Origin of the sequence: Streptomyces sp. GS7 (assembly GCF_009834125.1) — a bacterium.
Lineage (GTDB): Bacteria > Actinomycetota > Actinomycetes > Streptomycetales > Streptomycetaceae > Streptomyces.
Genome location: NZ_CP047146.1, coordinates 6,964,288 through 6,987,500, shown reverse-complemented (window position 1 = coordinate 6,987,500; position 23,213 = coordinate 6,964,288). Strand labels below are relative to the sequence as shown.

The window sequence follows — 23,213 nt, the reverse complement described above, 5'->3', positions numbered from 1 at the left end:
GTAACGACTTCTCGACTGTCTCAACCATAGGCCCGGTGAAATTGCATTACGAGTAAAGATGCTCGTTTCGCGCAGCAGGACGGAAAGACCCCGGGACCTTTACTATAGCTTGATATTGGTGTTCGGTTCGGCTTGTGTAGGATAGGTGGGAGACTTTGAAGCGCCAACGCCAGTTGGTGTGGAGTCGTTGTTGAAATACCACTCTGGTCGTGCTGGATGTCTAACCTGGGTCCGTGATCCGGATCAGGGACAGTGTCTGGTGGGTAGTTTAACTGGGGCGGTTGCCTCCTAAAGGGTAACGGAGGCGCCCAAAGGTTCCCTCAGCCTGGTTGGCAATCAGGTGTTGAGTGTAAGTGCACAAGGGAGCTTGACTGTGAGACTGACGGGTCGAGCAGGTACGAAAGTAGGGACTAGTGATCCGGCGGTGGCTTGTGGAAGCGCCGTCGCTCAACGGATAAAAGGTACCCCGGGGATAACAGGCTGATCTTCCCCAAGAGTCCATATCGACGGGATGGTTTGGCACCTCGATGTCGGCTCGTCGCATCCTGGGGCTGGAGTCGGTCCCAAGGGTTGGGCTGTTCGCCCATTAAAGCGGTACGCGAGCTGGGTTTAGAACGTCGTGAGACAGTTCGGTCCCTATCCGCTGTGCGCGTAGGAGTCTTGAGAAGGGCTGTCCCTAGTACGAGAGGACCGGGACGGACGAACCTCTGGTGTGCCAGTTGTCCTGCCAAGGGCATGGCTGGTTGGCTACGTTCGGAAAGGATAACCGCTGAAAGCATCTAAGCGGGAAGCCTGCTTCGAGATGAGGGCTCCCTCCCACTTGATGGGGTAAGGCTCCCAGTAGACGACTGGGTTGATAGGCCAGATATGGAAGCATCGTAAGGTGTGGAGTTGACTGGTACTAATAGGCCGAGGGCTTGTCCTCAGTTGCTCGCGTCCACTGTGTAGGTTCTGAAGTAACGAACTCGCCTTATCGGCTGGAGTTTGTTTTCTTCATAGTGTTTCGGTGGTTATTGCGTTAGGGAAACGCCCGGTTACATTTCGAACCCGGAAGCTAAGCCTTTCAGCGCCGATGGTACTGCAGGGGGGACCCTGTGGGAGAGTAGGACGCCGCCGAACAATCTTCGAAAAAGCCTCGTTCCCGAGTTCCGACTCGGGGAACGAGGCTTTTTTGCTTTCGAGACTCTTTGCGTTGTGCGCCCGGGGGGCTGCGTACGCGCGAAGGAACTCCATGCACATCCGCGTGACCCGGAGCGGTGGCTTCGCAGGCATCACACTCCACGCCGAACTGGAGACCGGAGGCCGTCCCGACGCCGCCGAACTTGAACACCTCGCGAGGGAAGCGGTGGCCGCCGGCCACCCCGAGCCGCCGCCCGTCGTCCCCGACGGCTTCGAGTACGAGATCACCGTGGATGACCACACCGCGCACTGCGCGGACCCTCTGCGGTGAACCACGAATGTTCACCAACGCGATCAAGGATGACGCAGACGACCTCGTGACCATCAACACAAAGGGAAAGAAATTCCCCATGTGTGACAACTGCAAGACGTGGGTTCCTGGCTTTGGGGGAGAGGTCCTGACAGGATGAACAACACCCCTGACCGTCCAGCGGTTCAGCGGCTGCGCGCTGCCGTTGCGGGAGAGGCACGCATTGAGGCCGGTCCGCTGGATGTCGAGGACGCCTGCCGCCGATACGCCGAAGAAGGCTACGAAGTCAGCTCTCGCCTGCGGGACTTCCTGGCCGACTACGGCGAACTTACCGTGATCTGGCCGTGGCGGCAGCGCGAAGTTGAACTCACGACCTCGGTAGAGAGGACCCTGGAGGCAACGCACGCCCTCCCCAGGAACGTTCGCATCGACGCGAAGCGCATCGGCCAGCCCGTCGTGCTGATCGGTACGGCCTGGGATACCGACGACGTTGTGCTGCTGGCCGACAATGATGACATTTTCATCTCCGGCGACGCCGGGATCCAGCGGATCGCCAACGGCTTCGAGAATGCCATCCGCGCCATCGGAACGGACAGCTGGGACAAAACCTTTTTCTGAGTCAAATGCCCTCCCCGGCAGGGCAACGGGGTACCGGTCAGCGGTCGTCCCTCACATGCCCGGGTCGAACGTCGGCTGACCACCGACGCGGGCGCGGCTGGACGGTGGCGCCAGGGTCGCAGCCGGGTAGACCCGCGACGCCGCTGACACCGCTCCGCCGGCCTCACGACCGCATGGTCGTGACGGCGGAGCTGGGCTGCACGCCGCGACGAATCGGCCCCTGTACATCTCGCCAAGAACCCACTCATCGCTACGGCGCCGGCGGAAACCTTCTTTCTCTGGGTGGGGATCGGGTGTGCTGTGACGTGTGGTGAGGGAGGTTCGTTGACCTTCCGGGACTCGTTCTCGGGGGGTGTGGCTCTGCGGCGGGTTGTTGTACGACTCGAAGCAGGAGTTGCTGATGCGGGCGTTTCCCGTGCTGCTGCCGTCCGGGCAAAAGTACTGGACGGTCCTTGACGACGACCTGGAGGTCGTCCCCCTTGCCGATCACTGGCTGCGGAATCTGCCGTTCGGGCGGGACCGAGCGGAGCTGACGACCAAGTCCTACGCCGATGGCGTCGCGCTGTATCTGCGGTGGTGCCAGGCGACCGGCCGGCGCCGGCCGGAGGCGGGCCGGGATCTGGGCCTGTTCACGGTGTGGTTGAAATACACCCCGGCGGTCCGGGACGGAGTGGTGCCGGTGGTCCAACCGGGGCCGGGAGGCGCCCCGGTACGGGGTGAGCGGCGGATCAATCGGGCGCTGGTTACCGTGCGGGGCCTGCTGGCCTGTGCGGTGTCGGCCGGCGAGGCACCCGTGCGGTGTTGGGGCAGATTTACGAGCTTGCCGACAGCCGGGACCTGCCCGCGGCGGCGGCGGGGAGGACGGGGGCCTGTTCTATCGCCAGCGGCCAGGTGGATCGGGCCGCCGATGCCGAGTTGGTCGCGATGTTCGGCGCCTGCCGCAACGCGCGGGGACGTCTGGTCGTCCTGCTACTGGGCCGGGTGGGGCTGCGGCGCGGCCAAGTGGCCGGGCCGCGCCGCAGTGATGTGCACCTATTGCCGGACTCGCGGGCGCTGGGCTGCGACTACCCGGGAGCGCACGTGCACGTGCGGCGGTGGGAGAACGTGAACGGCGCCTGGTCGAAGTCGCGGCAAGCGTGGGTGGCGCCGCTGGACTTCCTAATGGTGAGCGCGTTTCGACCTGTACTACGAGGAGCAGCGCCGGCTGCTCGCGGACGGCGGGGGCGACTTCCTGCTGGTGAACCTGTTCCGGGCGCCGGTAGGGGATCCAATGTCGCCCGAGGCGATCGGGGAGCTGTTTGAGCGGCTCGGTGGGCGGGCCGGGCTGACGCGCCGGGTGGGGCCGCGCATGGCCCGGCGGGCGTTCGGCTCGAACGTCGCGGACGCTGGCGGCTCGCCGGGTGAGGTGCAGGCGCTACTCGGGCATCGGTGCCCGGACTCGTCCGGGCCCTACCGGTTCCCCGATCCGGGGCGGGTCCGGGCGGCCGCCGAGCGGGTGCCGTCCCCGCGTTCCCTCAGCAGGCAGGAGGCGGGCCGTTGACGGCTGCGCCCATCGCCGCCGTCCAGGAGCCGGTGCCCGCGGGCCCGGTCGGCAATGAGCGCCTGGAGGAAATCCTCCGGGCTCTCGATCCGGGGTTGAGAGTCCACCCAAACATGGCGGATACCCAAGCAAAAGGACACTGGCGCTGCAGATCGAGCACAACCGCTCGGCCCGCGGCCTGCAGGGCATGATCTACAGCCGCAACGACCGGGCCGGCCGCGGAAAGCTTTCTTCCCGTCTCGGCCTGGTCACCGGGGCCGTCGAGGCGGCGCCGGACACGGACTTCTACGCCCATCTCGTCGGCCATCTCAGCTCCGGCGGCCGGGTCGACTACGTCATCGCCGACGAGGCGCAGTTCCTCACCTCCGAACAGGTCGACCAACTCGCCCGCGTAGTCGACGACCTGGCGCTGGACGTCTTCGCCTTCGGCATCACCACCGACTTCCGCAGCAAGCTCTTCCCCGGCTCCCAGCGGCTGGTCGAACTCGCGGACCGGATAGAGGTCCTGCAGGTCGAGGCGCCGTGCTGGTGCGGCGCCCGCGCCACGCACAACGCCCGTACCGTCGACGGCCGGATGGACGTGGAAGGCGCGCAGGTCGTGGTCGGTGACGTGGTCGGGGATGATGGCGACGCCGCTGGACGGCCGCAGGCGGAGGTCGGCTACGAGGTGCTGTGCCGGCGCCACCACCGCCGCCGGCAGACCTGGGCGACCACCCGTGCGGCTGCACTCTCCCCGGACGTCCTGCCGGTCGACGCCGCGGGCCAGTACACCCAGGCACCGGCCCGTAGGGCAGGCCCTTGCGGAGTGGCGACGCGGCGCCGCCGGCCCGCCGGCCCGCCGGCCCCGCTCAGTGCTGCTGGATGATCGTGAAGACCGCGCCCTCGCTGTCCGCCACCGTGGCCAGCCGGCCGTGCGCCGAGTCCCGTGCCGGACGCAGTACACGCCCACCCAACTCAGTGACCCTGCGGGCCGCGGCATCGGTGTCCGATACCGCGAAGTACGTCATCCAGTGCGGCCCCCGGTCACGCGGCAGGGCGTTGCCGACGCCGTGGATGCCCGCCACCGGCTTCCCCTTGATGTGCAGCGTCAGGTAGTCGAAGTCGGCCGAGACCACGGCTTCCGCCTCGAAGCCGAAGACATGCTCGTAGAAGGGGCCGACGGAGTCCGTCTCCTGGGTGACCAGTTCGTTCCATACCGGGGTGCCCGGCTCCCCGCTGACCGCGGTGCCCGGCATCGACCTGCCCTGCCAGATGCCGAAGATCGCCCCCTGTGGGTCGGAGCCGATCGCCATCCGCCCCGCGTCGTCCGCGTCCAGCGGCCCGACGCCGACCGTGCCGCCGCAGCAGCGGATCTGCTCGGCGGTGGCATCCGCGTCGTCGCTGGCCAGATAGGTGGTCCAGGCGACCGGGAGATTCCGGTCGGCCGCCAGCTCGCCGACCCCGGCCACTTCCAGGCCGTCGAGGAAGGCGCGGGCGTACGGACCGAAATGCTGCGGTCCCGGGCGGAACTCCCAGCCGAAGAGCGCGCCGTAGAACTCCTGCGTCGCGGACAGGCTGTGTGCCAGGAGGCTCACCCAGCAGGGCGCGCCGGGCATCCGCCGGGCTGCTGCCTCGGTCGTCATCGTCACTCTCTCCTCGGAGCATCAGGTGCTGGCCATTGCGGTACGGGCGCGGGTCCCGAGCAGATGCTCGCACCCTGTGACCTGCTGTGCGCCCCGGCCGCGCCGTCCACGGCGCGTTCGCGAGGGAGAATGCCCGTTTTGATGTTTCTCGTCCGTTTCGGCGGCGTCACGCCGCCGCATAACTCCGCCATACGGAGGGTGGGCACCCGCCTTCTGTACGTAGCCGTCGCTACGCAAGGATGAGCCCCATGAATGCCATCATCACCGCTACCGAACTCGCGAGCGAGTTGGCGGGTCCCGCGGCTCCGCTGCTTCTCGACGTGCGCTACCAGATGGGCGGCCCGCCCGGCCGCCCCACGTACGAGGCCGGTCACCTGCCCGACGCGGTCTATGTCGACCTCGAAAGCGAACTGGCTGGCCCGCCCGGTGCGGCAGGCCGGCACCCGCTCCCCGACCTTGCCGTCTTCGCCGCCGCCATGCGGGCCGCGGGCGTCACCGCCGGCCGTCCGGTGGTCGTCTATGACGGTGGCCAGGGGTGGGCCGCCGCCCGTGCGTGGTGGTTGCTGCGCTGGGCGGGTCACCCGGATGTGCGAGTTCTCGACGGCGGGCTTGCCGCCTGGCAGGCGTCCGGCGGTGCCATGAGTGTCGACAAAGTGACTCCGCCGGTCGGTGACTTCACCCCCGCTCCCGGAGCCATGCGGCTGCTGACGGCGGACGACGCGGCCGCACTGGCTCACCGCGGCGTGCTCCTGGACGCACGGGCCGGCGAGCGCTACCGGGGCGAGGTCGAGCCCATCGACCGGGTCGCCGGCCACATCCCGGGCGCGGTGTCGGCCCCGACGACCGAGAACGTCGCCGACGGCAGCACGGTCTTCCGTGGCGCCGCCGAACTGGCCGAGCGGTTCGCCGCATTGGGCGCCACCGCGGACGCCGAGGTCGGCGTCTACTGCGGCTCCGGGGTCTCCGCGGCCCACCAGGTGCTCGCCCTCGCGGTCGCCGGCATCCCCGCCGCGCTGTACGTCGGTTCCTGGAGCGAATGGTCCGCCGACCCGTCCCGGCCCGTCGCCACCGGCCCGCAGCCCGGCTGAGCCCCCATCGGGGCCCGCGACGGGCCTCATACGACGGCGTCCGCCGGCCCCCTGGAAGCAGGGGCCGGCGGACGGGGGCTCATCAGGGGCGCGGGCGCGGCCGGCACGCCCCTGGGCTACTCAGGTTTCTTGCGTCGGGTGCCGAAGACGATCTCGTCCCAGCTGGGCACCGCGGCCCGGCGCCCGGGGCGCACACCGTCCGCCTCGGCCTGCCGGTCCGTCGTCCCGGTGAGCCGGTCGCGATGGCCGGCCACCGCCCGCGGCATGAGCACATCGGCGTACGCGGAGCCCGCGCCCGCGCTCGCCGCCGGGGCGGGCGGCTCCTCGACCTCCGCCTCCGAAGGCTCCTCGTGCTGCGGCGCCTTGGCGGTCTCCGGTACGACCATGTCGCCGCGGAAGCTCGGCACCGCCTCCAGCAGGCTGGTCAGCGAATCCCGCTCCCGCTCGCCGGTGGCCTCCTCGCCACCCCGCGACTCGTCCCGCTCCTCGCCGCCGGACGACGCGGTGCGCTCGCCGCGATCGGGCATCTGGCGGTCCAGGGCACGGTCCAGCGGGCGGTCGCGCGGCAGCCGCGCGATCCGCGGCACGAACGGGAAGCTCGGCTCGGGGGTGTCGTCGCTCTCGCCGATCAGCGCCCGCGCCTCGTCGTCCACGGCCTGGACGAGCCGTCGCGGCGGATCGTACGTCCATGTCGCCGAGCGCGGTTCGGCGGCGACCCGGTAGACCAGCAGCACCTCCCAGGTGCCGTCGTCGCGGCGCCAGGAGTCCCACTGGGCGCTGTCCTTGTCGGCGCCGCGCAGCAGCAGCCGTTCCGCGACCGCCTCGCCGAGCTGCGGGCCGGTGTTCTCACCGGGCCGCCGCACCGGGGTCTTGCGTGCCCGCTCGGCCATGAACGCCCGCTCCGCGAGCACCGGCCCCTCGAAGCGGCGCACCCGGTCGACGGGAATGCCGGCCAGTTGAGCGACCTCCTCCGCGGAGGCGCCGGCTCGTATCCGCGCCTGGATGTCCCGCGGGCGCAGGTGGCTCTCGACCTCGATCTCGATCTGGCCCAGGCGTGCGCGGTCGTTGCGGACGGCGGCGCGCAGCCGCTCATCGATCGGAAGCGTGTACTCGGTGCTGTCCGCAGCTTTGAGCACCAGCCGTGTGCCGTCGTTGGAGACGGCCACGACACGCAGTTCGGGCATGGGGACCTCCCGGGTGGTGCCTGCCGACGTCACGTGCGTCGCTGCTTCCGCTAGTCGAGTGTGGCCTGCCCGGGTGCAGCCTGCCACAACATTGCCGAGTTGCCCGGCGTGTCGGGGCTTGGCCCAGAAACGCCGTTATGGCACGGTTACCAGTTCGCAACGCTCAGTGACCATGCCGCTTGCCCTGTCACCGATCACCCGTGCCGAGCGACGGCGCCCCAGGGAGGGGTGCCGCCTTCAGGGCCCCTCCCGCGGGTCCGGGCAGCCGGACGGGAACCGGGGCCAGGGCTCGCCACAGTACTCCATTCGGGCCACCGAGGTGGACCGCCGCGCCGCCGAAGTTCTCGCGAGGCAACGGAGTTGAGTCGCCTTGTCGACCTCTCTACCTGCAGTGAAGGTGTCGAGTTTCACAGATTCCCCAGATTCGGAACTATTGGCTCCGCCACTCGGTCACTTCTCCATGCAAGATGGATCGAAGGGGCGATCAAAGGTAGGAGATGGACGAAAAAACCGAAACCGACACGAAGAAGAAGGAGAAGCGGATAGACCTGAGCCTCGCCCAGGTCTCCGGTAGCGCTCTCGCCGCGGCCGCCGCCGCGTACCTCGCGGGTCAACTCGGTGTCTACGGAACCATCATCGGCGCAGGTGTCGTCAGTGTCGTCGCCACGACCGGCGGCTCCATATTCCAGCACCTGTTCCGGCGCACCGGCGAGCAGATCAAGGAAGCGGCCGTCACCACACGGCCGAAGCCACGCCGTTTCTCCACCACTCGACCCCGATCCACCACCGGGCAGGCGGAGCCCGCCGGCCCCACACGAGTGCTGCCCACCTTCGACAAGCAGGGCGCGGAGGACACCGTCACCTCCGTAGCGGCCCGGAAGCCCGACCCCGCCGCGGCCCGTACGCAACTCATCCCGCGCGCCGAGCAGGCGCGCCGCCGCGATCCCGCCGGCGCCCACCCGGCCGACGACGCCACGCGCCTGCTGCGCACCGTCGACCGCGACGCGACGCGCGCGCTGCGCCCGGGGAAGAGCGCCGGCCAACCGCAGGCCGCCGACGGCGCCGACCGGACGCAGCTCGTCCCGCGCCTCGACGAGCGGACCATGGCCCTGGGCCAGGCCGCCCTCCAGGAGGCCGCGGCGACGGCCGTACTTCCTCAGGCCGGCGAGCCCGGCTCCCCGGTGGCCGTCGACGAGGAGAACACCGCGACGTACGGCACCCGGCTGCGCGGCTGGAAGCGGCCCGCGCTCGGCGCGCTCGTCGTGTTCGTGCTGGCGATGGGTGCCGTCACCGCCACCGAGCTGTTCACCGGTGAGACGCCCAGCGGCAAGCAGGGCACCACAATCAGCAACATCACCGGGTTCATCCCACACCGGCCCGGCACCCCGGCGCCGACCCCCCACCACTCCTCCGGGAGCGGCAGGGACGGCAGTGGCGGGACGCCGTCACCGGGTCCGAGCCGGTCCGGCGAAACTGGCACCGGCAGCTGGACGGACCGCGGTAAGCAGTCCCCGTCGCCGACGCCCTCCGACGGCGGCTCCGGCTCTCCGAGCCCCGGCACGTCCTCGTCCCCGAACCCGTCCCCGAGTCACTCCACCGGCACCGACGGCGGCAGCGGCGACGGCTCCAACGGCGGCGCGACCCCGGGGCAACAGCAGAGCCGGCAGAACCCCGACACCCAGCAGTCGCCCGATCCGAAGACCCCCTGACGGACAAAGGATCGCCCCTCCTGAGGGATGGACCTCCTCACCCGGTGGACCGCCCTCCGACCCGGCCCGGTGCCCCGTCCAGGGGCACCGGGCCGCGGCCGTCACGGGGCGCCGGGCGCCGCACCGCTCAGTCGCCCAGGACCCGGCGCAGATACCCGTTGGTGAAGCGGCGCTCGGGGTCCAGCCGGTCGCGGAGCGCGGTGAACTCACCGAACCGCGGATAGACCTCGGCGAGGTACCCGGCGTCGCGGGTGTGCAGCTTGCCCCAGTGCGGGCGCCCGTCGTGCGCCGTCATGATCCGCTCGGCGGCGGCGAAGTACGCCTGGTGCGGCGTCCCGCGGTACATGTGCACCGCGATGTACACGGTGTCCCGGCCCGAGGCGGTGGACAGGGCGATGTCGTCGGCCGGCGCGGTTCGCACCTCCACGGGGAAGCTGATCCTGAGGTCCGACCGCTCCACCATCGCCTTGAGCTGCCCCAGCGCCTCGACCGCGGCCTCCCTGGGCAGCGCGTACTCCATCTCCACGAAGCGCACCCGCCGCGGCGAGGTGAACACCTTGTACGGGATGTCGGTGTACGTACGCGCCGACAGCGCGCGGCTGGAGACCTTGGCGATGCCCGGGATGGCGGCCGGTACCGCTCTTCCTACGGCGCAGGCGACCTGGAACACCCCGTTGGACAGCAGCTCGTCCTCGATCCAGCCGCTCACCCTCCCGGGTGGCGCCGCCGGGCCCTGGCTGCGGTTGTTGCGCTTGGTGTTGCAGTTGCCGGTGTGCGGGAACCAGTAGAACTCGAAGTGCTCGTTCTCGGCGACCAGTTCGGCGAAGCGGCCGGTCACCTCGTCGAACGGCATCGGCTCCTCACGGGCGGTCAGCAGGAACTCCGGCTCCACGGCGAAGGTCAGCTCGCTGACGACGCCCAGCGCGCCCAGGCCCAGCCGCGCCGCGGCGAAGACGTCCGGGTTCTCGTCGGCGGAGCAGTCGAGGACCGAGCCGTCCGCGGTGACCAGTTCCAGAGCGGTGATCTGGGCCGCGATCGAGGCGGAGTCGCGGCCGGTGCCATGGGTGCCGGTGCTGGTGGCCCCGGAGACGGTCTGCTCCATGATGTCGCCCATGTTGGTCAGCGACAGTCCGTGCGCGGCCAGCGCCTGGTTGAGGCGCTTGAGCGGGGTGCCGGCGGCGACGGTCACCGTCCCGGCCTCGCGGTCGATCCCGCGTATGCCGGTGAGCCGCTCCGGGCGGATCAGCAGCCCGTCGGTGGCCGCGGCCGGGGTGAAGGAGTGCCCGGTGCCGACCGCTTTGACCGTCAGCCCCTCCGCGGCGGCGGCGCGCACCGCGGCGGCCAGTTCCTCGGTGCTCGCCGGGGCCGCGATGCGGGCGGGGCGGGCGGTGACGTTGCCCGCCCAGTTGCGCCAGGGCCCTCCCGAGCCGCGTCCTCCCGAGCCGCCGATGACATCGGTGACCGCCATGGTGACGTCCCCTCCCCTCCGCGCGGGCCGGCCGCGTACGACCGCCGTTGGTGTGAGCGCATGATGTCAGTCACCGACACGACATCCAGGCAGGGTGACGGGAATCACATCGCCGAGGAATCGGCCGCAATCGCCCGGCTCCCGGACATGTCGTACCGACGGTAACTCGGGGCGCCGGCCGCGATGTTGGCCAGACCGCCTGCCCGCCCGGTGAACGAACGGGTGCGGGAGCGCCCACCACCTGAAGGCGGGCCTCGGGGGTGACTCGCGGGCTTGTGGAGCAGAGGGGTACGTCGGTTTCACCGATGGTGCAGAGAGGTGCGCCGGTTTTCCGATGGTGCAGAGAGGAGCGCCGATGCGGCTTGCGCCCTGGGGGCGGTTCCCTTGAGGGCGGCTTCCTCGATGCGTCAGTTCGTCCTCGACGGGTCGTGCCGCTCGTCGGCCGGGGCCTTCGCCGGGGACGGGATGCCCCTGGCCGCCGGGGTGGAGGGAGCCGGCGCGGACCGCGGGCGGAGCCTGCGGTAGCCGGCGAGCGCGATCAGGGCGGCGAGTACGCCCGCGGTCAGCGGCACCAGATAGGCCTGGTCGGCACCGGCGGCGTCCACCACCCAGCCGGCTGCCGAGGAGCCGAGCGCGACCCCCACCGCCAGGCCGGTGCTCGTCCACGTCATGCCCTCGGTCAGCTGCGCCCGCGGCACATGCTCCTCGACCAGCGCCATGGTGGTCACCATCGTCGGCGCGATCGACAGCCCCGCCAGGAACAGCGCGGCGGCCAGCAGCGTCAGCGATCCCGTCAGCGACGCCACCGCCTGGAGCGGCGCCATGCTCACCGCCATCGCTGCGACCCCCGCCAGCCACCGGCGGGCAGGGTGTCCGGAGAGGTGCAGCAGTCCGAACACCGCACCGGCCACGCACGACCCGAGGGCGTACACCGCGAGCACCAGGCTCGCCGCGGCCTTGTGGCCCTGCTCCTGGGCGAACGCGACGGTGACCACATCGATCGCCCCGAAGATCGCGCCGGTCGCGACGAACGTCCCCACCAGCACCCGCAGCCCCCGAGAGCGCAGCGCCGACCCCTTGGCCTGCTGCTCGCGCGGATGCGGCACCGGCTCCGTCGTACGCTGCGCGGTCAGCCAGAAGACTCCCGCGGCCAGGAATACCGCGGCCAGCAGCGGCCCGGCCTCCGGGAACCACGCCGTGGACAGGCCGATGGACAGGATCGGCCCGAGGATGAAGCACATCTCGTCGACGATCGACTCCCACGAATACGCGGTGTGCAGCTCGCGCGGGGAGCCCCGGTACAGCTCCGCCCATCGGGCCCGGACCATCGACCCGACGCTCGGCACACAGCCGGCGCAGGCCGCGAAGCAGAACAGCGTCCAGTCCGCCCAGCGCTGCTGAGCGCTCAGCAGCAGCCCGGCGATCGCTGCGAGCGACACCAGGGTGGCCGGACGCAGTACCCGCCGCTGGCCGTGCCGGTCGACCAGCCGCGAGATCTGCGGGCCGATCAGGGCCGCCGACAGCGCGATCGTCGCGGACAGGGCCCCCGCCAGGCCGTAGCGGCCGGTCAGCTGGGACACCATCGTGACGACGCCGATGCCCGTCATCGACAGCGTCATGCGGCCCAGCAGCCCGGCGGCCGAGAAGGATCTGGTGCCGGGGCGGCCGAAGATGGCGCGGTAGGGACTGGGCAACGGGGGTGCTCCGCGGGTGAGGACCGAAACTCGGTAAGGAATGTCCGTGGCCGATACAGCTTACGGGCGAAGAGGTGCCCGGCGCCTCCCGTTTTACGCCGCGTTCCGGCCGGCCGCACCGGGGGCCTGGCCCCGCGTATCCGGGGCCGGGGTGGGAGGATCGGAGGCATGCCCGAACAGCGCGATCCCCGCCCCTATGACGCCCTCCTGCTGTTGTCCTTCGGAGGACCCGAAGGCCCCGACGACGTCGTGCCCTTCCTGGAGAACGTCACCCGCGGCCGCGGCATCCCCCGCGAGCGCCTCAAGGAGGTGGGCCGGCACTACTTCCTGTTCGGCGGCGTCAGCCCCATCAACGCCCAGAACCGGGAGCTCCTCGACGCGCTGCGCAAGGACTTCGCCGAACACGGCCTCGACCTGCCCGTCTACTGGGGCAACCGCAACTGGGCGCCCTACCTGACCGACACCCTGCGCACCATGGTCACCGACGGCCATCGCCGCATCGCCGTCCTGGCCACCAGCGCATACGCCTCGTACTCCGGCTGCCGGCAGTACCGCGAGAACCTGGCCGACGCGCTCGCCACCCTCCAGGCCGAGGGCCTGCCGGTACCCCGGGTCGACAAGCTGCGGCACTACTTCAACCACCCGGGCTTCATCCGCCCGATGGTCGACGGGGTGCTGGCCTCCCTGGCCGAACTCCCCGAGGACACCAGGGCCGGCGCCCACATCGCGTTCACCACGCACTCCATCCCCACCGCGGCCGCCGACACCTCCGGTACGCCCGCCGAGCAGACCGAGGGCGGCGAGGGCGGCGCCTACGTGGCGCAGCACCTGGACGTCGCGCAGGTGATCGCCGACGCCGTACGGGACGAGACCGGCGTCGCCCACCCCTGGCGGCTCGTCTACCAGTCTCGCAGCGGCGCCCCGCACATCCCGTGGCTGGAGCCCGACATCTGCGACCACCTGGAGGAGCTGCACGACGCCGGCGTCCCGGCCGTCGTCATGGCGCCCATCGGCTTCGTCTCCGACCACATGGAGGTCAAGTACGACCTCGACACCGAGGCCACCGCCAAGGCCGCCGAACTGGGCCTGCCGGTCGCCCGCTCGGCCACCGTCGGCGCCGACCCGCGGTTCGCCGCGGCCGTCCGCGACCTCCTCCTGGAGCGCGCGGCCACCGAACAGGGCGGCACCCCGGAGCGCTGCGCCCTGGGCGCGCTCGGCGCCGGACACGACCTGTGCCCCATCGGCTGCTGCCCCGCGCGCACCCCCCGCCCGGCCGCCTCCGGCGCCGACTGGGACGGCCCCGTCGCCCCGGCCCCCGCGTAACCCCGTAGCCCAGGCCCCGTACGCCCCCGACCCCCGCTCACCCGAGCAAGGAGCATCGTGCCCGACGCGCAGCGCCCCGACCCCCTCCACGACGAACTCCTCGAACTGGCCCTGGAAGCCGCCCGCCGCGCCGGCACCCTGCTGCGCGACAGCCGCCCCGCCGACCTAGGCGTGGCCGCCACCAAGACCAGCCCCATCGACGTCGTCACGGAGATGGACCTCGCCTCCGAGAAGCTGATCACCGACTTCATCGGGGAGCAGCGCCCCGACGACGGCTTCCTGGGGGAGGAGGGCGCCGGCATCGAGGGCACCAGCGGCGTCCGCTGGGTCATCGACCCCGTGGACGGCACCGTCAACTACCTTTACGGACTGCCCTCTTGGGCCGTGTCGATCGCGGCGGAGCAGGACGGCGAGGCGGTCGTCGGGGTCGTCGCCGCCCCGATGCGCCAGGAGACCTACCAGGCCGTCCGGGGCCGCGGCGCCCTCCGCAACGGCGAGCCGATCCACCACCGGCCCGCCCCGCCGCTCTCCCAGGCCCTCGTCGGTACGGGCTTCGGCTACCTCACCGAGCGCCGCGCCGCCCAGGCCGAGGTCGCCCGCACCCTGATCCCGCAGGTCCGCGACATCCGGCGTGGCGGCTCGGCCGCGATCGACCTGTGCGACGTGGCCTGCGGCCGGCTCGACGCCTACTACGAGCGCGGGCTGAACCCCTGGGACCTGGCGGCCGGGGTGCTGATCGCCACCGAGGCCGGCGCGCTGACCGGGGGCCGCCCCGGCAAGGCCGCCTCCCACGAGCTGACGCTCGCCGCCTCACCGGCCCTCTTCGCCGAACTCCAGCCGCTGCTGGACGACCTCGGCGCCTGGCACGACTGACCCGCTCCGCGGGCTGCGCACAGGACAGCGCCCCGGCACCATCGCTGGTGCCGGGGCGCTGCCGCGGTCGTGCCGGGCCGGGGACTCAGGCGCTGACGGCGCCGTAGCGCACCCCGTGCTCGGTCGCCAGGCGCTGCAGGTCTTCGAGCTCCGCCTGCTCCACCTCGGCGAGGAAGTCGTCGCCCGCAGCGCGGGCCTGGTCCAGATCGGCTTCGGTCTTCTCTATGCGCTGCAGAATGCCTGCGGTGAACGCGTCCATGGTGCGCCCCCTCGTCGTGGGTCGGTGGCACGGGGGTGTGCCGACGGGTGGGTCGATCACGGCGTGGTCCCTGCGGGTGGGGATCGTGGCAAAACGCCGGTACAGGGCGTGATCGCGGGTGTGCAGACGTCCTCCCCACGGGCACCCTCAGGGAAACCTCAGCGCGTCCGGGAATCCTCGCGTCCGCCCGTCCGCACCCCCTCCGGTCCCCTCTTACAGCCGGTTTATGGCTCTTCGGGGCAGGATGGAAGAGCTCTGGACATTGTTGTGCCCTGCTCATGAGGGCCGTGAGGAAGGACTAGCGACGTGCGTGTTCTCGTCGTCGAGGACGAGCAGCTGCTCGCCGATGCGGTGGCCACCGGACTGCGCCGGGAGGCCATGGCCGTCGACGTGGTCTACGACGGCGCTGCCGCGGTGGAACGGATCGCGGTCAACGACTACGACGTCGTCGTGCTCGACCGCGACCTCCCGCTCGTCCACGGTGACGACGTCTGCCGCAAGATCGTCGAGCTGGGCGTACCCACCCGCGTCCTGATGCTCACCGCCTCCGGTGACGTCAGCGACCGCGTGGAGGGCCTGGAGATCGGCGCGGACGACTACCTTCCCAAGCCGTTCGCCTTCACCGAGCTGACCGCCCGGGTCCGCGCCCTGGGGCGCCGTACGACCGTGGCGCTGCCGCCCGTCCTGGAGCGCGCCGGCATCAAGCTCGACCCCAACCGCCGCGAGGTCTTCCGCGACGGCAAGGAGGTCCAGCTCGCCCCGAAGGAGTTCGCGGTCCTGGAGGTCCTGATGCGCAGCGAGGGCACGGTCGTCTCGGCCGAGCAGCTCCTGGAGAAGGCATGGGACGAGAACACCGACCCGTTCACCAACGTCGTCCGGGTCACGGTCATGACGCTCCGCCGCAAGCTCGGCGAGCCCGCGGTGATCGTCACCGTCCCCGGCTCGGGATACCGGATCTGACCGGCGATGCCCTCCCTGCCCTCGTTCTCCAAGCCGGCGGCCCCGCCGCCGCCCGCGCCGCCCAAACCGGCGTGGGACCCCAAGCCGGTCAATGTCCGGCCCTTCCCGTGGCTGCGCCCCACCATCCGGATACGGCTCACGCTGCTGTACGGCGGCATGTTCCTGATGGCCGGCATCGTGCTGCTCACGATCATCTACATGCTCGCCGCGGCGGCGCTGCACGACGGCAGCGCGCTCCCGCTGAAGATCCTCGGCGGCAAGTTCCAGTCCACCAGTGACACCTGCGCGCTGCCCACCGAGACGTCCGGGCAGCTGCTCCAGGAAGCCGTCACCAACTGCCTGGCGCGCCAGCGCGCGCTGGCCCTCAACAGCCTCCTGAACCGCTCGCTGCTGGCGCTGCTGGGGCTGACCATTGTGGCCTTCGCCTTCGGCTACGCGATGGCCGGCCGGGTGCTGTCCCCGCTGGGCCGCATCACGCGCACCGCCCAGCGGGTGGCCGGCTCCGATCTGCACCGCCGGATCGAGCTGGGCGGGCCCGACGACGAGCTCAAGGAGCTCGCGGACACCTTCGACGAGATGCTGGACCGCCTGGACCGCGCCTTCGAGTCGCAACGGCGCTTCGTCGCCAACGCCTCGCACGAGTTGCGCACCCCCCTGGCCATCAACCGCACCTTGCTGGAGGTCCAGCTCGCCGACCCGGACGCGTCACCCGAGCTGACCCAGCTGGGCAAGACGCTGCTGGCGACGAACGAGCGCAGCGAGCAGCTGGTGGAGGGCCTGCTGCTGCTCGCCCGCAGCGAGAACAAGATCGTCGACAAGAAGCCGGTCGACCTGTCCGAGGTCGCCTCGCAGGCCGTCGACCAGACCCGCGAGGAAGCGCAGGCCAAGGGGGTGGAGCTGCGCGGCGTCCGGCAGCAGGTCTTCGTCCAGGGCAACGGCGTCCTCCTGGAGCGGATCGCGCTCAACCTCGTCCAGAACGCGGTGCGCTACAACGTCCCTGAGAACGGCTGGGTCGAGGTCACCACCGAGCCGCAGCCCGGCTGCGCGGTCCTGGTGGTCTCCAACACCGGCCCGGTGGTCCCCGCCTACGAGGTGGAGAACCTCTTCGAGCCGTTCCGGCGGCTGCGCACGGAGCGGACCGGCAGCGACAAGGGCGTCGGCCTGGGCCTGTCCATCGTGCGGTCGGTGGTGCGAGCCCACGACGGCACGATCACCGCGGAGCCACGGGAGGGCGGTGGGCTCGACATGCGGGTGGTACTGCCGCTCTGACGAGGGCCGTAGGGCCGCTGTACGGCCGCTGGAAGGCCGCGCAACCCGCCGGCGACCCAGGGGGCTACCGGCGCGTACGGTAGCCCTCCCGACGGCCGTACACCGCCCTGCCTCCCGGTTTGACGAAAGGGCGGGTGTGCGGGGATCCTTCGCCGGAGTTCGCTTTGCGCGGAATTCGGCTGGTCCGCCCGCCGCCCTGACCGTGTGTGATCCCTCACAGAGGCGTCATTCCGGCCATCTACGCTCCGTGATCGAAATGCCCGGTGGAAAGCCGGGAAAATCCGGGTTTCCCGGAGGTCGGATCACGGGAAGTACACGTGATGGGCTCCGCGAGGTGCGACATTCGGACCGTGTACGGTCCTGATCGCCATCCAAACCGATCACCTCTTCAGGGGTGCGGTTGGGTGTCGATTGAGTAACAGACCTTGATGTGAGGCAAAATCTCCGCCTCAGGTCGGGCACAAGTCCGGCCTCTCACGCGTTACGAGCGCTGAGACACCGCAGACACCCAGAGGGGGAGAGCGAAAATGGCTACGGATTACGACACCCCACGCAAGACCGATGACGACCTCAACGAGGACAGCATCGAGGAGCTGAAGTCGCGGCGGAACGACAAGTCCGCCTCGGCCGTCGACGTCGACGAGTTCGAGCAGGCCGAGGGCCTGGAGCTGCCCGGCGCAGACCTGTCCAACGAGGAACTCGCGGTCCGCGTGCTGCCCAAGCAGCAGGACGAGTTCACGTGCATGAGCTGCTTCCTGGTCCACCACCGCAGCCAGCTGGCTGCCGAGGACAAGAACGGCAACCCGATCTGCCGCGACTGCGCGGCCTGACCGGTCCGCGCCGTGCCAGGCGTGAACCCGTTCCGTAAGGGACGCGAGGGCGGCAGAGGTCCGGCGGCCGGCGCACGATCACGCGAGGAAACCGCGCCCGTGCCCGCCGACCCGACCGCCCTCCCCGAGGAGCGGACGGCCGACACACCGCGGGAGCGGGGCCGCACGGCCTCGCTCGCGGCCATGGTCGGCCGCGGCGCCCGGAAAGGCGGCGGCAGCGTACGGGTGGTGCTCGCCGCGACCGCCGACCGGATCATCGCCACCGCGCCGCGGATCCCGGTCCGCGACCTCGCCGCGCTGCGCGCGCAGTTCCCCGGACTGACCCCCGAGGAACTGGCCGACAAGCTGGTGGCGGGCGCCTGCGCAGGCACCGCGACGGTCGGTGCGGGGGTGGGTGCGGCGGCCATGCTGCCCGTACCGCCCGCCATGCCCGCCGAACTGGCCACCGAGGTCGCCGGCGTCGCCTCGGTCGAGATCAAGCTGATCGCCGAGCTGCACGAGGTCTACGGCCTGCGCCCTCCGGGAAATCTGGCGCAGCGCACCACGGCCTATCTGACGTCCTGGACGCGGGAACGCGGCATCGACGTCGTCAAACCCGCCTCGCTGGACGCCGCGCTAGGCGGGCAGACGAGGCGCGAACTACGCCGGCGGATCATGAAGCGCACTCTGCGCAACCTCCCCAACCTCACGCCGTTCCTGGTCGGCGCCGCCGTCGGCGCGTTCCTGAACCGCCGCGACACCGCACGGCTCGCCGCCAGGATCCGTGCGGACCTGCGCCGCCGGCAGATCCCGTGGAACGCCCTCCCCGACGACCGGCGCGGTCAGCCGCGCCCCAACGCCAGCGCCGAGACCAGGCGCTCCGGCTCCCGCGTCGACAGATAGGCGTAGGGCGTCGGGTCCTCGGGGTCGGTGATCTCCACCCGCACCGCCGTGCGCACATAGCCGCGCAGCAGCATGTAGGCGCGTGCGTCCGCCTTGTACGTCCGCCAGGCCAGCGCCTCGTCGGCGTCCAGCGCCTGGGCCTCGCCCAGCGCCGACAGCGGTATCTTCGCGTCGCCGGCGATCAGTGCGCCGCCCACCACCCGGATCCGCACCGAGCCGTACGAGCTCACCGCGACCGCGGACAGCGCGCCGCCGCCGATCAGCCCGCCGAGCATCGGGAGCGTCCCCAGGGGGAGCAGCATCAGGGCGCAGGCGACGCCGATCAGCGCGGCGATCACCCACCAGGACCGGGGTGCGGTGAGACGTTCTTCGTACGACTGCATGGCTCCAGCTTGGCACGGCGGTACGGGCCCCTTACGCGCGCGGGTAGGGTCTGCACTCGTGAGTGGAACTGACCAAACCAGGACGCGGCTGACGCCACCCCAGGACGCCGCCGCTCCGGTCCGGCACCCCGACGCGCCGCCGCCCGGAGAGCTGCTCGGCGCGCACTACGACCGGTGCTTCGGCTGCGGTACGGGCCAGCCGCACGGGCTGCACCTGGAGGCGCGGGCCGGCGAGGGCGTGAGCGTACGGGCGGAGTTCACCGTCAAGGAGGCCCACCAGGGTGCGCCGGGCCTGGCGCACGGTGGGGTCCTGGCCACGGCGCTGGACGAGACGCTCGGGTCGTTGAACTGGCTGCTGCGGGTGATCGCGGTGACCGGCCGGCTGGAGACCGACTTCGTGGCGCCCGTGCCCCTGGGCACGGTGCTGCACCTGGAGGCGCGGGTCACCGCGGTGCACGGCCGGAAGATCTACTCGACGGCGGTGGGCCGGATAGGCGGCCCGGACGGCCCGGTGGCGGTGCGCGCCGAGGCCGTCTTCATCGAGGTGAAGGTCGACCACTTCATCGACAACGGAAGGGCCGAGGAGATCCAGGCGGCGATGGCCGACCCGGACCAGGTCAAGCGAGCGCGTGCCTTCGAGGTGAACCCGTGAGTCAGCTACGGAATCCGGTGGATGTGCTGCTGCGACGGCTGGACCCGGAGGTGCCGGTTCCGGCGTACGGGCATCCCGGCGATGCCGGCGTGGACCTGGTGACCACCGAGGCCGCCGAACTGGCGCCGGGAGAGCGCACCGTGCTCCCCACCGGGGTGTCGATCGCGCTGCCCGACGGCTACGCGGCGTTCGTGCACCCGCGGTCGGGTCTGGCGGCCCGCTGCGGATTGGCGCTGGTGAATGCCCCCGGGACGGTGGATGCCGGGTACCGTGGAGAGATCAAGGTGATCGTGGTCAATCTGGACCCCCGCGAGAGCGTGCGGTTCGAGAGATTCGACCGGATCGCCCAATTGGTCGTCCAGCAGGTCGAGAAGGTGCGCTTCCACGAGGTGGCGGAACTTCCCGGCTCGGCGCGGGCCGAGGGGGGATTCGGGTCCACCGGCGGTCATGCGGCGGTGGGCGGCTCCACGGGCGGGAATGAATACGCATCGGTCGGTGGCGACCGGGAAGGACAGTGACGTGTTCGGACGTCGCAAGAAGAACGAGGCTCCTGTAGAGCCGGCCGGGGACGCGGCGCTCGCCGACGAGGCGGTGGCCGACGGGGACGACGCGACGGCGCAGCGGCTCAATCTTCCGCCCGCTCCGCGGCCCGACGGTCCCTGGGACGCGTCGGAGGTCAAGGAGCCCGGCGAGGGCCGGGTGGACCTCGGCGGGCTGTACGTGCCGGGCGTCGAGGGCATGGAGCTGCGGGTCGAGGTCGCCGGTGACGCGATCGTCGCCGCGACGGTCGTCCTCCAGGACAGCGCCGTGCAGCTGCAGGCGTTCGCCGCCCCCAGGAACGAGGGCATCTGGGGCGAGGTGCGCGAGGAGATCGCCGCCGGCATCACCCAGCAGGGCGGGGTCATCGACGAGGTCGAGGGTCCGCTGGGCTGGGAGCTGCGCGCCCAGGTTCCGGTGCAGCTGCCGGACGGGACGAACGGGGTGCAGGTCGTGCGCTTCGTGGGCATCGACGGCCCCCGCTGGTTCCTGCGCGGAGTGATCTCCGGCCAGGGCGCGGTGCAGCCGCAGGCCGCGGGCGTGCTGGAGCACATCTTCCGGGACACCGTCGTCATCCGCGGCGAGGCCCCGATGGCGCCCCGCGACCCGATCGTCCTCAAGCTGCCCGACGACGCCCAGATGGTGCCGGACGGCGTGCAGCAGGACGCGGCCGAGGGGTCGCGCTTCGGCGGTGGCGTGGAGCGCCTGGAGCGCGGACCGGAGATCACCGAGATCCGCTGACGATCTGTCCAGCCCACTGGCGTGAAGAGGCGCCCAGGTCGGCCGGAACCTGACGGTCGCAAGGGCCCGTATCCCCATTGAGGGGGTACGGGCCCTTGCTGTTTTCGCAGGTCAGGGCGGGATGCGTAAGAAGTTCGTCAACGGGGCGCTAATGGCCGTAAGGGAGGCGTCAACAACGTTCACGCGGTGGCCGAATACCGCTTTGCTTTGGGGGTCCTATCCGCCGCATCCCTCTAGGAGCACACGATGGCCGACGTGGCCTTCGTCATCGTCACCATCGCGGTCTTCGCGGTAGTGGCCCTCGTCGCCAAGGGGGTGACGAAGCTGTGACCATCGAAAACATCGTCGGCCTGATCGTTGCCGTCGCCCTCCTCGGTTACCTCGTCCTCGCCCTCGTCTTCCCGGAGAGGTTCTGAGGTGTCGACTGCTGCCACCACGACGGCCTCCATGAGCCCCGTTCTCGCAGGCGTGCTCCAGCTCATAGCGCTCATCGCGGCGCTCGCCCTGGCGTACCGCCCCCTCGGCGACTACATGGCCGCCGTCTACTCCTCGCCCAAGCACCTGCGGATAGAGAAGTTCATCTACCGCTGTATCGGCGCCAACGCCGACGCCGAGATGCGCTGGCCCGCCTACCTGCGCGGCATCCTGGCGTTCTCGCTGGCCGGGGTCCTCTTCCTCTACGTGATCCAGCGACTCCAGGGGCACCTGCCGTTCTCGCTGGGCTTCGCCTCGATCAGCCCGGACCAGGCGTTCAACACCGCCGCGTCGTTCGTCACCAACACGAACTGGCAGTCCTACAGCGGCGAGCAGTCCATGGGCCACGTCGTCCAGACCGCCGGCCTCGCGGTGCAGAACTTCGTCTCCGCCGCCACCGGTATGGCCGTCGCCGTCGCGCTGGTCCGCGGTTTCGCCCGCTCCCGCACCGGCGAACTCGGCAACTTCTGGGCGGACCTGGTGCGCAGCACCATCCGCATCCTCGTCCCGATCGCCGTGATCGCCGCCATCGTCCTGGTCGCCTGCGGCGCCATCCAGAACTTCTCCGGCATCCACGGTGTCGGCCAGTTCTTCGGCGGCTCCCAGCAGACCAACGGCGGCGCGGTGGCTTCCCAAGAGGCCATCAAGGAACTGGGCACCAACGGAGGCGGCTACTTCAACGCCAACTCCGCCCACCCCTTCGAGAACCCCAACGCCTTCACCAACCTCTTCGAGATCTTCCTGATCCTCGTCATCCCGTTCGCGCTGACCCGCACCTTCGGCAAGCTCGTCGGAAACGTGAAGCAGGGGTACGCGATCCTCGCCGCGATGGTCACCATCTGGCTCGGCTTCACCGTGCTGATGATGTGGAGCGAGTTCGCCCACGGCGGCTCGGCCCTTCAGGCCGCGGGCGCCGCCATGGAAGGCAAGGAGACCCGCTTCGGCGTCGGCAGCTCCGCGATCTTCTCCGTGGCCACCACGCTCACGTCAACCGGAGCCGTCGACTCCTTCCACTCCTCCTTCACCGCATTCGGTGGCGGCATCCAGTTGCTCAGCATGATGCTCGGTGAGATCGCACCCGGTGGTGTGGGCTCCGGCATCTACGGCATGCTGGTCATGGCGGTCATCGCCGTGTTCATCGCCGGCCTGATGGTGGGCCGCACGCCGGAATATCTGGGCAAGAAGATCAGCACCCGCGAGATCAAGCTCGCCGCCTGCTACATCCTCATCACGCCCGCTCTGGTGCTCCTCTTCACCGCCGTCTCGATGGTGCTGCCGGACGCGCTCGGGTCGATGCTCAACACCAAGGCGCAGGGCGCCGCGCCGCACGGCTTCTCCGAGATCCTCTACGCGTACACCTCCGGTGCCAACAACAACGGCTCCGCGTTCGCCGGACTCAACGCCAACACCCCCTGGTACAACATCACGATCGGTCTGTCGATGCTGCTCGGCCGCTTCCTCCCGATGGTGTTCGTGCTCGCACTCGCCGGCTCGCTCGCCGAGCAGAAGCCGATTCCGGAGACCGCGGGCACCCTCCGTACCGAGAAGCCGCTCTTCTCCGGGCTGCTCGTCGGCACGATCCTGATCATCACCGGTCTGACCTACTTCCCGGCGCTGGCCCTCGGGCCGCTGGCGGAGGGCCTGTCATGACCGCCCCCGTGAAACCGGAGGAGCCCGG

Annotated in this window: 24 protein-coding genes and 2 rRNA genes (1 of these 26 running past the window's edge); 19 read left to right on the top strand and 7 right to left on the bottom strand. The window is 70.6% G+C overall.

Features of this window, described 5'->3' with window-relative positions; all coding sequences use genetic code 11:
- From GR130_RS30345 to GR130_RS41060, 5 genes are all read left to right on the top strand, one after another.
- Nucleotides 1-925: ribosomal RNA gene (locus GR130_RS30345) — 23S ribosomal RNA — on the top strand; it begins 2,198 nt to the left of the window's first position.
- Between the two features lie 77 nt (nt 926-1,002).
- Nucleotides 1,003-1,119 (top strand): 5S ribosomal RNA (gene rrf / locus GR130_RS30340).
- A 112-nt stretch (nt 1,120-1,231) separates the two neighbouring features.
- Nucleotides 1,232-1,450, top strand: a complete 219-nt coding sequence (locus GR130_RS30335) for a protealysin inhibitor emfourin (protein WP_159507659.1) — start codon at nt 1,232-1,234, stop codon at nt 1,448-1,450.
- Between the two features lie 135 nt (nt 1,451-1,585).
- Nucleotides 1,586-2,047, top strand: coding sequence for an SUKH-3 domain-containing protein (locus GR130_RS30330; RefSeq protein ID WP_159507658.1), 462 nt, complete (start codon nt 1,586-1,588; stop codon nt 2,045-2,047).
- 1,180 nt (nt 2,048-3,227) lie between these two features.
- Complete coding sequence (locus GR130_RS41060; protein ID WP_328707599.1) at nt 3,228-3,587, top strand: tyrosine-type recombinase/integrase; 360 nt, start codon at nt 3,228-3,230, stop codon at nt 3,585-3,587.
- Here the strand turns inward: GR130_RS41060 and GR130_RS40055 are convergent.
- Nucleotides 3,497-3,694, bottom strand: coding sequence for a hypothetical protein (locus GR130_RS40055; RefSeq protein WP_201305283.1), 198 nt, complete (start codon nt 3,692-3,694; stop codon nt 3,497-3,499). The genes GR130_RS41060 and GR130_RS40055 overlap by 91 nt on opposite strands.
- Nucleotides 3,695-3,726: 32 nt before the next feature.
- On the opposite strand from GR130_RS40055, the gene GR130_RS30320 reads away from it, so the two are divergent.
- The gene (locus tag GR130_RS30320; protein WP_159510316.1) at nt 3,727-4,452 is read left to right on the top strand and encodes a thymidine kinase; all 726 of its coding nucleotides are present in this window, start codon (nt 3,727-3,729) and stop codon (nt 4,450-4,452) included.
- Here the strand turns inward: GR130_RS30320 and GR130_RS30315 are convergent.
- Entirely contained in the window at nt 4,436-5,209 is a 774-nt protein-coding gene (locus tag GR130_RS30315; protein WP_159507657.1) for a VOC family protein, read from the bottom strand. The two genes, GR130_RS30320 and GR130_RS30315, sit on opposite strands and share 17 nt — an antisense overlap.
- Nucleotides 5,210-5,457: 248 nt before the next feature.
- On the opposite strand from GR130_RS30315, the gene GR130_RS30310 reads away from it, so the two are divergent.
- Nucleotides 5,458-6,297 carry a sulfurtransferase gene (locus tag GR130_RS30310; RefSeq protein WP_159507656.1) on the top strand — a complete coding sequence of 280 codons (840 nt, stop codon included), beginning with the start codon at nt 5,458-5,460 and terminating at the stop codon, nt 6,295-6,297.
- 116 nt (nt 6,298-6,413) lie between these two features.
- Here GR130_RS30310 and sepH read toward each other — a convergent pair whose 3' ends face one another.
- Nucleotides 6,414-7,481, bottom strand: coding sequence for a septation protein SepH (sepH, locus tag GR130_RS30305; protein WP_159507655.1), 1,068 nt, complete (start codon nt 7,479-7,481; stop codon nt 6,414-6,416).
- A 497-nt stretch (nt 7,482-7,978) separates the two neighbouring features.
- On the opposite strand from sepH, the gene GR130_RS30300 reads away from it, so the two are divergent.
- Nucleotides 7,979-9,190, top strand: a complete 1,212-nt coding sequence (locus GR130_RS30300; protein WP_159507654.1) for a hypothetical protein — start codon at nt 7,979-7,981, stop codon at nt 9,188-9,190.
- A 127-nt stretch (nt 9,191-9,317) separates the two neighbouring features.
- Here GR130_RS30300 and GR130_RS30295 read toward each other — a convergent pair whose 3' ends face one another.
- Nucleotides 9,318-10,658 carry a D-arabinono-1,4-lactone oxidase gene (locus tag GR130_RS30295; protein ID WP_159507653.1) on the bottom strand — a complete coding sequence of 447 codons (1,341 nt, stop codon included), beginning with the start codon at nt 10,656-10,658 and terminating at the stop codon, nt 9,318-9,320.
- Between the two features lie 407 nt (nt 10,659-11,065).
- The gene (locus tag GR130_RS30290) at nt 11,066-12,352 is read right to left on the bottom strand and encodes an MFS transporter (protein ID WP_159507652.1); all 1,287 of its coding nucleotides are present in this window, start codon (nt 12,350-12,352) and stop codon (nt 11,066-11,068) included.
- 168 nt (nt 12,353-12,520) lie between these two features.
- On the opposite strand from GR130_RS30290, the gene GR130_RS30285 reads away from it, so the two are divergent.
- Entirely contained in the window at nt 12,521-13,675 is a 1,155-nt protein-coding gene (locus tag GR130_RS30285; RefSeq protein ID WP_159507651.1) for a ferrochelatase, read from the top strand.
- A 57-nt stretch (nt 13,676-13,732) separates the two neighbouring features.
- Complete coding sequence (locus GR130_RS30280; RefSeq protein ID WP_159507650.1) at nt 13,733-14,548, top strand: inositol monophosphatase family protein; 816 nt, start codon at nt 13,733-13,735, stop codon at nt 14,546-14,548.
- Between the two features lie 85 nt (nt 14,549-14,633).
- Here GR130_RS30280 and GR130_RS40050 read toward each other — a convergent pair whose 3' ends face one another.
- Nucleotides 14,634-14,807 (bottom strand): hypothetical protein, encoded by a 174-nt coding sequence (locus tag GR130_RS40050; RefSeq protein ID WP_201305048.1) that lies wholly within the window; start codon nt 14,805-14,807, stop codon nt 14,634-14,636.
- Between the two features lie 306 nt (nt 14,808-15,113).
- Between GR130_RS40050 and GR130_RS30275 the strand changes: the two genes are divergently transcribed.
- The 4 genes from GR130_RS30275 to GR130_RS30260 all read left to right on the top strand — a co-directional run bounded on the left by GR130_RS30275 (nt 15,114) and on the right by GR130_RS30260 (nt 18,748).
- Entirely contained in the window at nt 15,114-15,767 is a 654-nt protein-coding gene (locus GR130_RS30275; RefSeq protein ID WP_159507649.1) for a response regulator transcription factor, read from the top strand.
- A gap of 6 nt (nt 15,768-15,773) precedes the next feature.
- Entirely contained in the window at nt 15,774-17,036 is a 1,263-nt protein-coding gene (locus tag GR130_RS30270; RefSeq protein ID WP_159507648.1) for a sensor histidine kinase, read from the top strand.
- A 527-nt stretch (nt 17,037-17,563) separates the two neighbouring features.
- Nucleotides 17,564-17,866, top strand: coding sequence for a DUF4193 domain-containing protein (locus GR130_RS30265; RefSeq protein ID WP_016575747.1), 303 nt, complete (start codon nt 17,564-17,566; stop codon nt 17,864-17,866).
- A 99-nt stretch (nt 17,867-17,965) separates the two neighbouring features.
- Nucleotides 17,966-18,748 (top strand): hypothetical protein, encoded by a 783-nt coding sequence (locus tag GR130_RS30260; protein WP_159507647.1) that lies wholly within the window; start codon nt 17,966-17,968, stop codon nt 18,746-18,748.
- Here the strand turns inward: GR130_RS30260 and GR130_RS30255 are convergent.
- Nucleotides 18,688-19,131 carry a DUF3093 domain-containing protein gene (locus tag GR130_RS30255; RefSeq protein WP_159507646.1) on the bottom strand — a complete coding sequence of 148 codons (444 nt, stop codon included), beginning with the start codon at nt 19,129-19,131 and terminating at the stop codon, nt 18,688-18,690. The two genes, GR130_RS30260 and GR130_RS30255, sit on opposite strands and share 61 nt — an antisense overlap.
- A 58-nt stretch (nt 19,132-19,189) precedes the next feature.
- Between GR130_RS30255 and GR130_RS30250 the strand changes: the two genes are divergently transcribed.
- The 5 genes from GR130_RS30250 (at nt 19,190) to kdpA (ending at nt 23,185) form a co-directional block, all read left to right on the top strand.
- Nucleotides 19,190-19,783, top strand: coding sequence for a PaaI family thioesterase (locus GR130_RS30250; RefSeq protein WP_159507645.1), 594 nt, complete (start codon nt 19,190-19,192; stop codon nt 19,781-19,783).
- The gene (gene dut, locus GR130_RS30245; protein ID WP_043266560.1) at nt 19,780-20,301 is read left to right on the top strand and encodes a dUTP diphosphatase; all 522 of its coding nucleotides are present in this window, start codon (nt 19,780-19,782) and stop codon (nt 20,299-20,301) included. Before GR130_RS30250 ends, dut begins: the two co-directional genes overlap by 4 nt.
- Before the next feature lies 1 nt (nt 20,302).
- A complete protein-coding gene (locus tag GR130_RS30240) occupies nt 20,303-21,061 on the top strand; it encodes a DUF3710 domain-containing protein (RefSeq protein ID WP_159507644.1) in 759 nt (252 codons plus the stop codon).
- Between the two features lie 326 nt (nt 21,062-21,387).
- Nucleotides 21,388-21,477: a K(+)-transporting ATPase subunit F gene (gene kdpF, locus GR130_RS30235; protein WP_016575741.1), complete on the top strand. Its 90-nt coding sequence runs from the start codon at nt 21,388-21,390 to the stop codon at nt 21,475-21,477.
- A 31-nt stretch (nt 21,478-21,508) separates the two neighbouring features.
- The gene (gene kdpA, locus GR130_RS30230) at nt 21,509-23,185 is read left to right on the top strand and encodes a potassium-transporting ATPase subunit KdpA (protein ID WP_159507643.1); all 1,677 of its coding nucleotides are present in this window, start codon (nt 21,509-21,511) and stop codon (nt 23,183-23,185) included.
- Nucleotides 23,186-23,213 lie beyond the last annotated feature (28 nt).

Bases quoted from the DNA above. Each gene is read 5' to 3' on its own strand.
- GR130_RS30335 (WP_159507659.1), top strand. From the start codon at position 1,232: ATGCACATCCGCGTGACCCGGAGCGGTGGCTTCGCAGGCATCACACTC.
- GR130_RS30330 (WP_159507658.1), top strand. From the start codon at position 1,586: ATGAACAACACCCCTGACCGTCCAGCGGTTCAGCGGCTGCGCGCTGCC.
- GR130_RS30315 (WP_159507657.1), bottom strand. From the start codon at position 5,209: ATGACGACCGAGGCAGCAGCCCGGCGGATGCCCGGCGCGCCCTGCTGG.
- GR130_RS30310 (WP_159507656.1), top strand. From the start codon at position 5,458: ATGAATGCCATCATCACCGCTACCGAACTCGCGAGCGAGTTGGCGGGT.
- sepH (WP_159507655.1), bottom strand. From the start codon at position 7,481: ATGCCCGAACTGCGTGTCGTGGCCGTCTCCAACGACGGCACACGGCTG.
- GR130_RS30300 (WP_159507654.1), top strand. From the start codon at position 7,979: ATGGACGAAAAAACCGAAACCGACACGAAGAAGAAGGAGAAGCGGATA.
- GR130_RS30295 (WP_159507653.1), bottom strand. From the start codon at position 10,658: ATGGCGGTCACCGATGTCATCGGCGGCTCGGGAGGACGCGGCTCGGGA.
- GR130_RS30285 (WP_159507651.1), top strand. From the start codon at position 12,521: ATGCCCGAACAGCGCGATCCCCGCCCCTATGACGCCCTCCTGCTGTTG.
- GR130_RS40050 (WP_201305048.1), bottom strand. From the start codon at position 14,807: ATGGACGCGTTCACCGCAGGCATTCTGCAGCGCATAGAGAAGACCGAA.
- GR130_RS30270 (WP_159507648.1), top strand. From the start codon at position 15,774: ATGCCCTCCCTGCCCTCGTTCTCCAAGCCGGCGGCCCCGCCGCCGCCC.
- GR130_RS30265 (WP_016575747.1), top strand. From the start codon at position 17,564: ATGGCTACGGATTACGACACCCCACGCAAGACCGATGACGACCTCAAC.
- GR130_RS30255 (WP_159507646.1), bottom strand. From the start codon at position 19,131: ATGCAGTCGTACGAAGAACGTCTCACCGCACCCCGGTCCTGGTGGGTG.
- kdpA (WP_159507643.1), top strand. From the start codon at position 21,509: ATGAGCCCCGTTCTCGCAGGCGTGCTCCAGCTCATAGCGCTCATCGCG.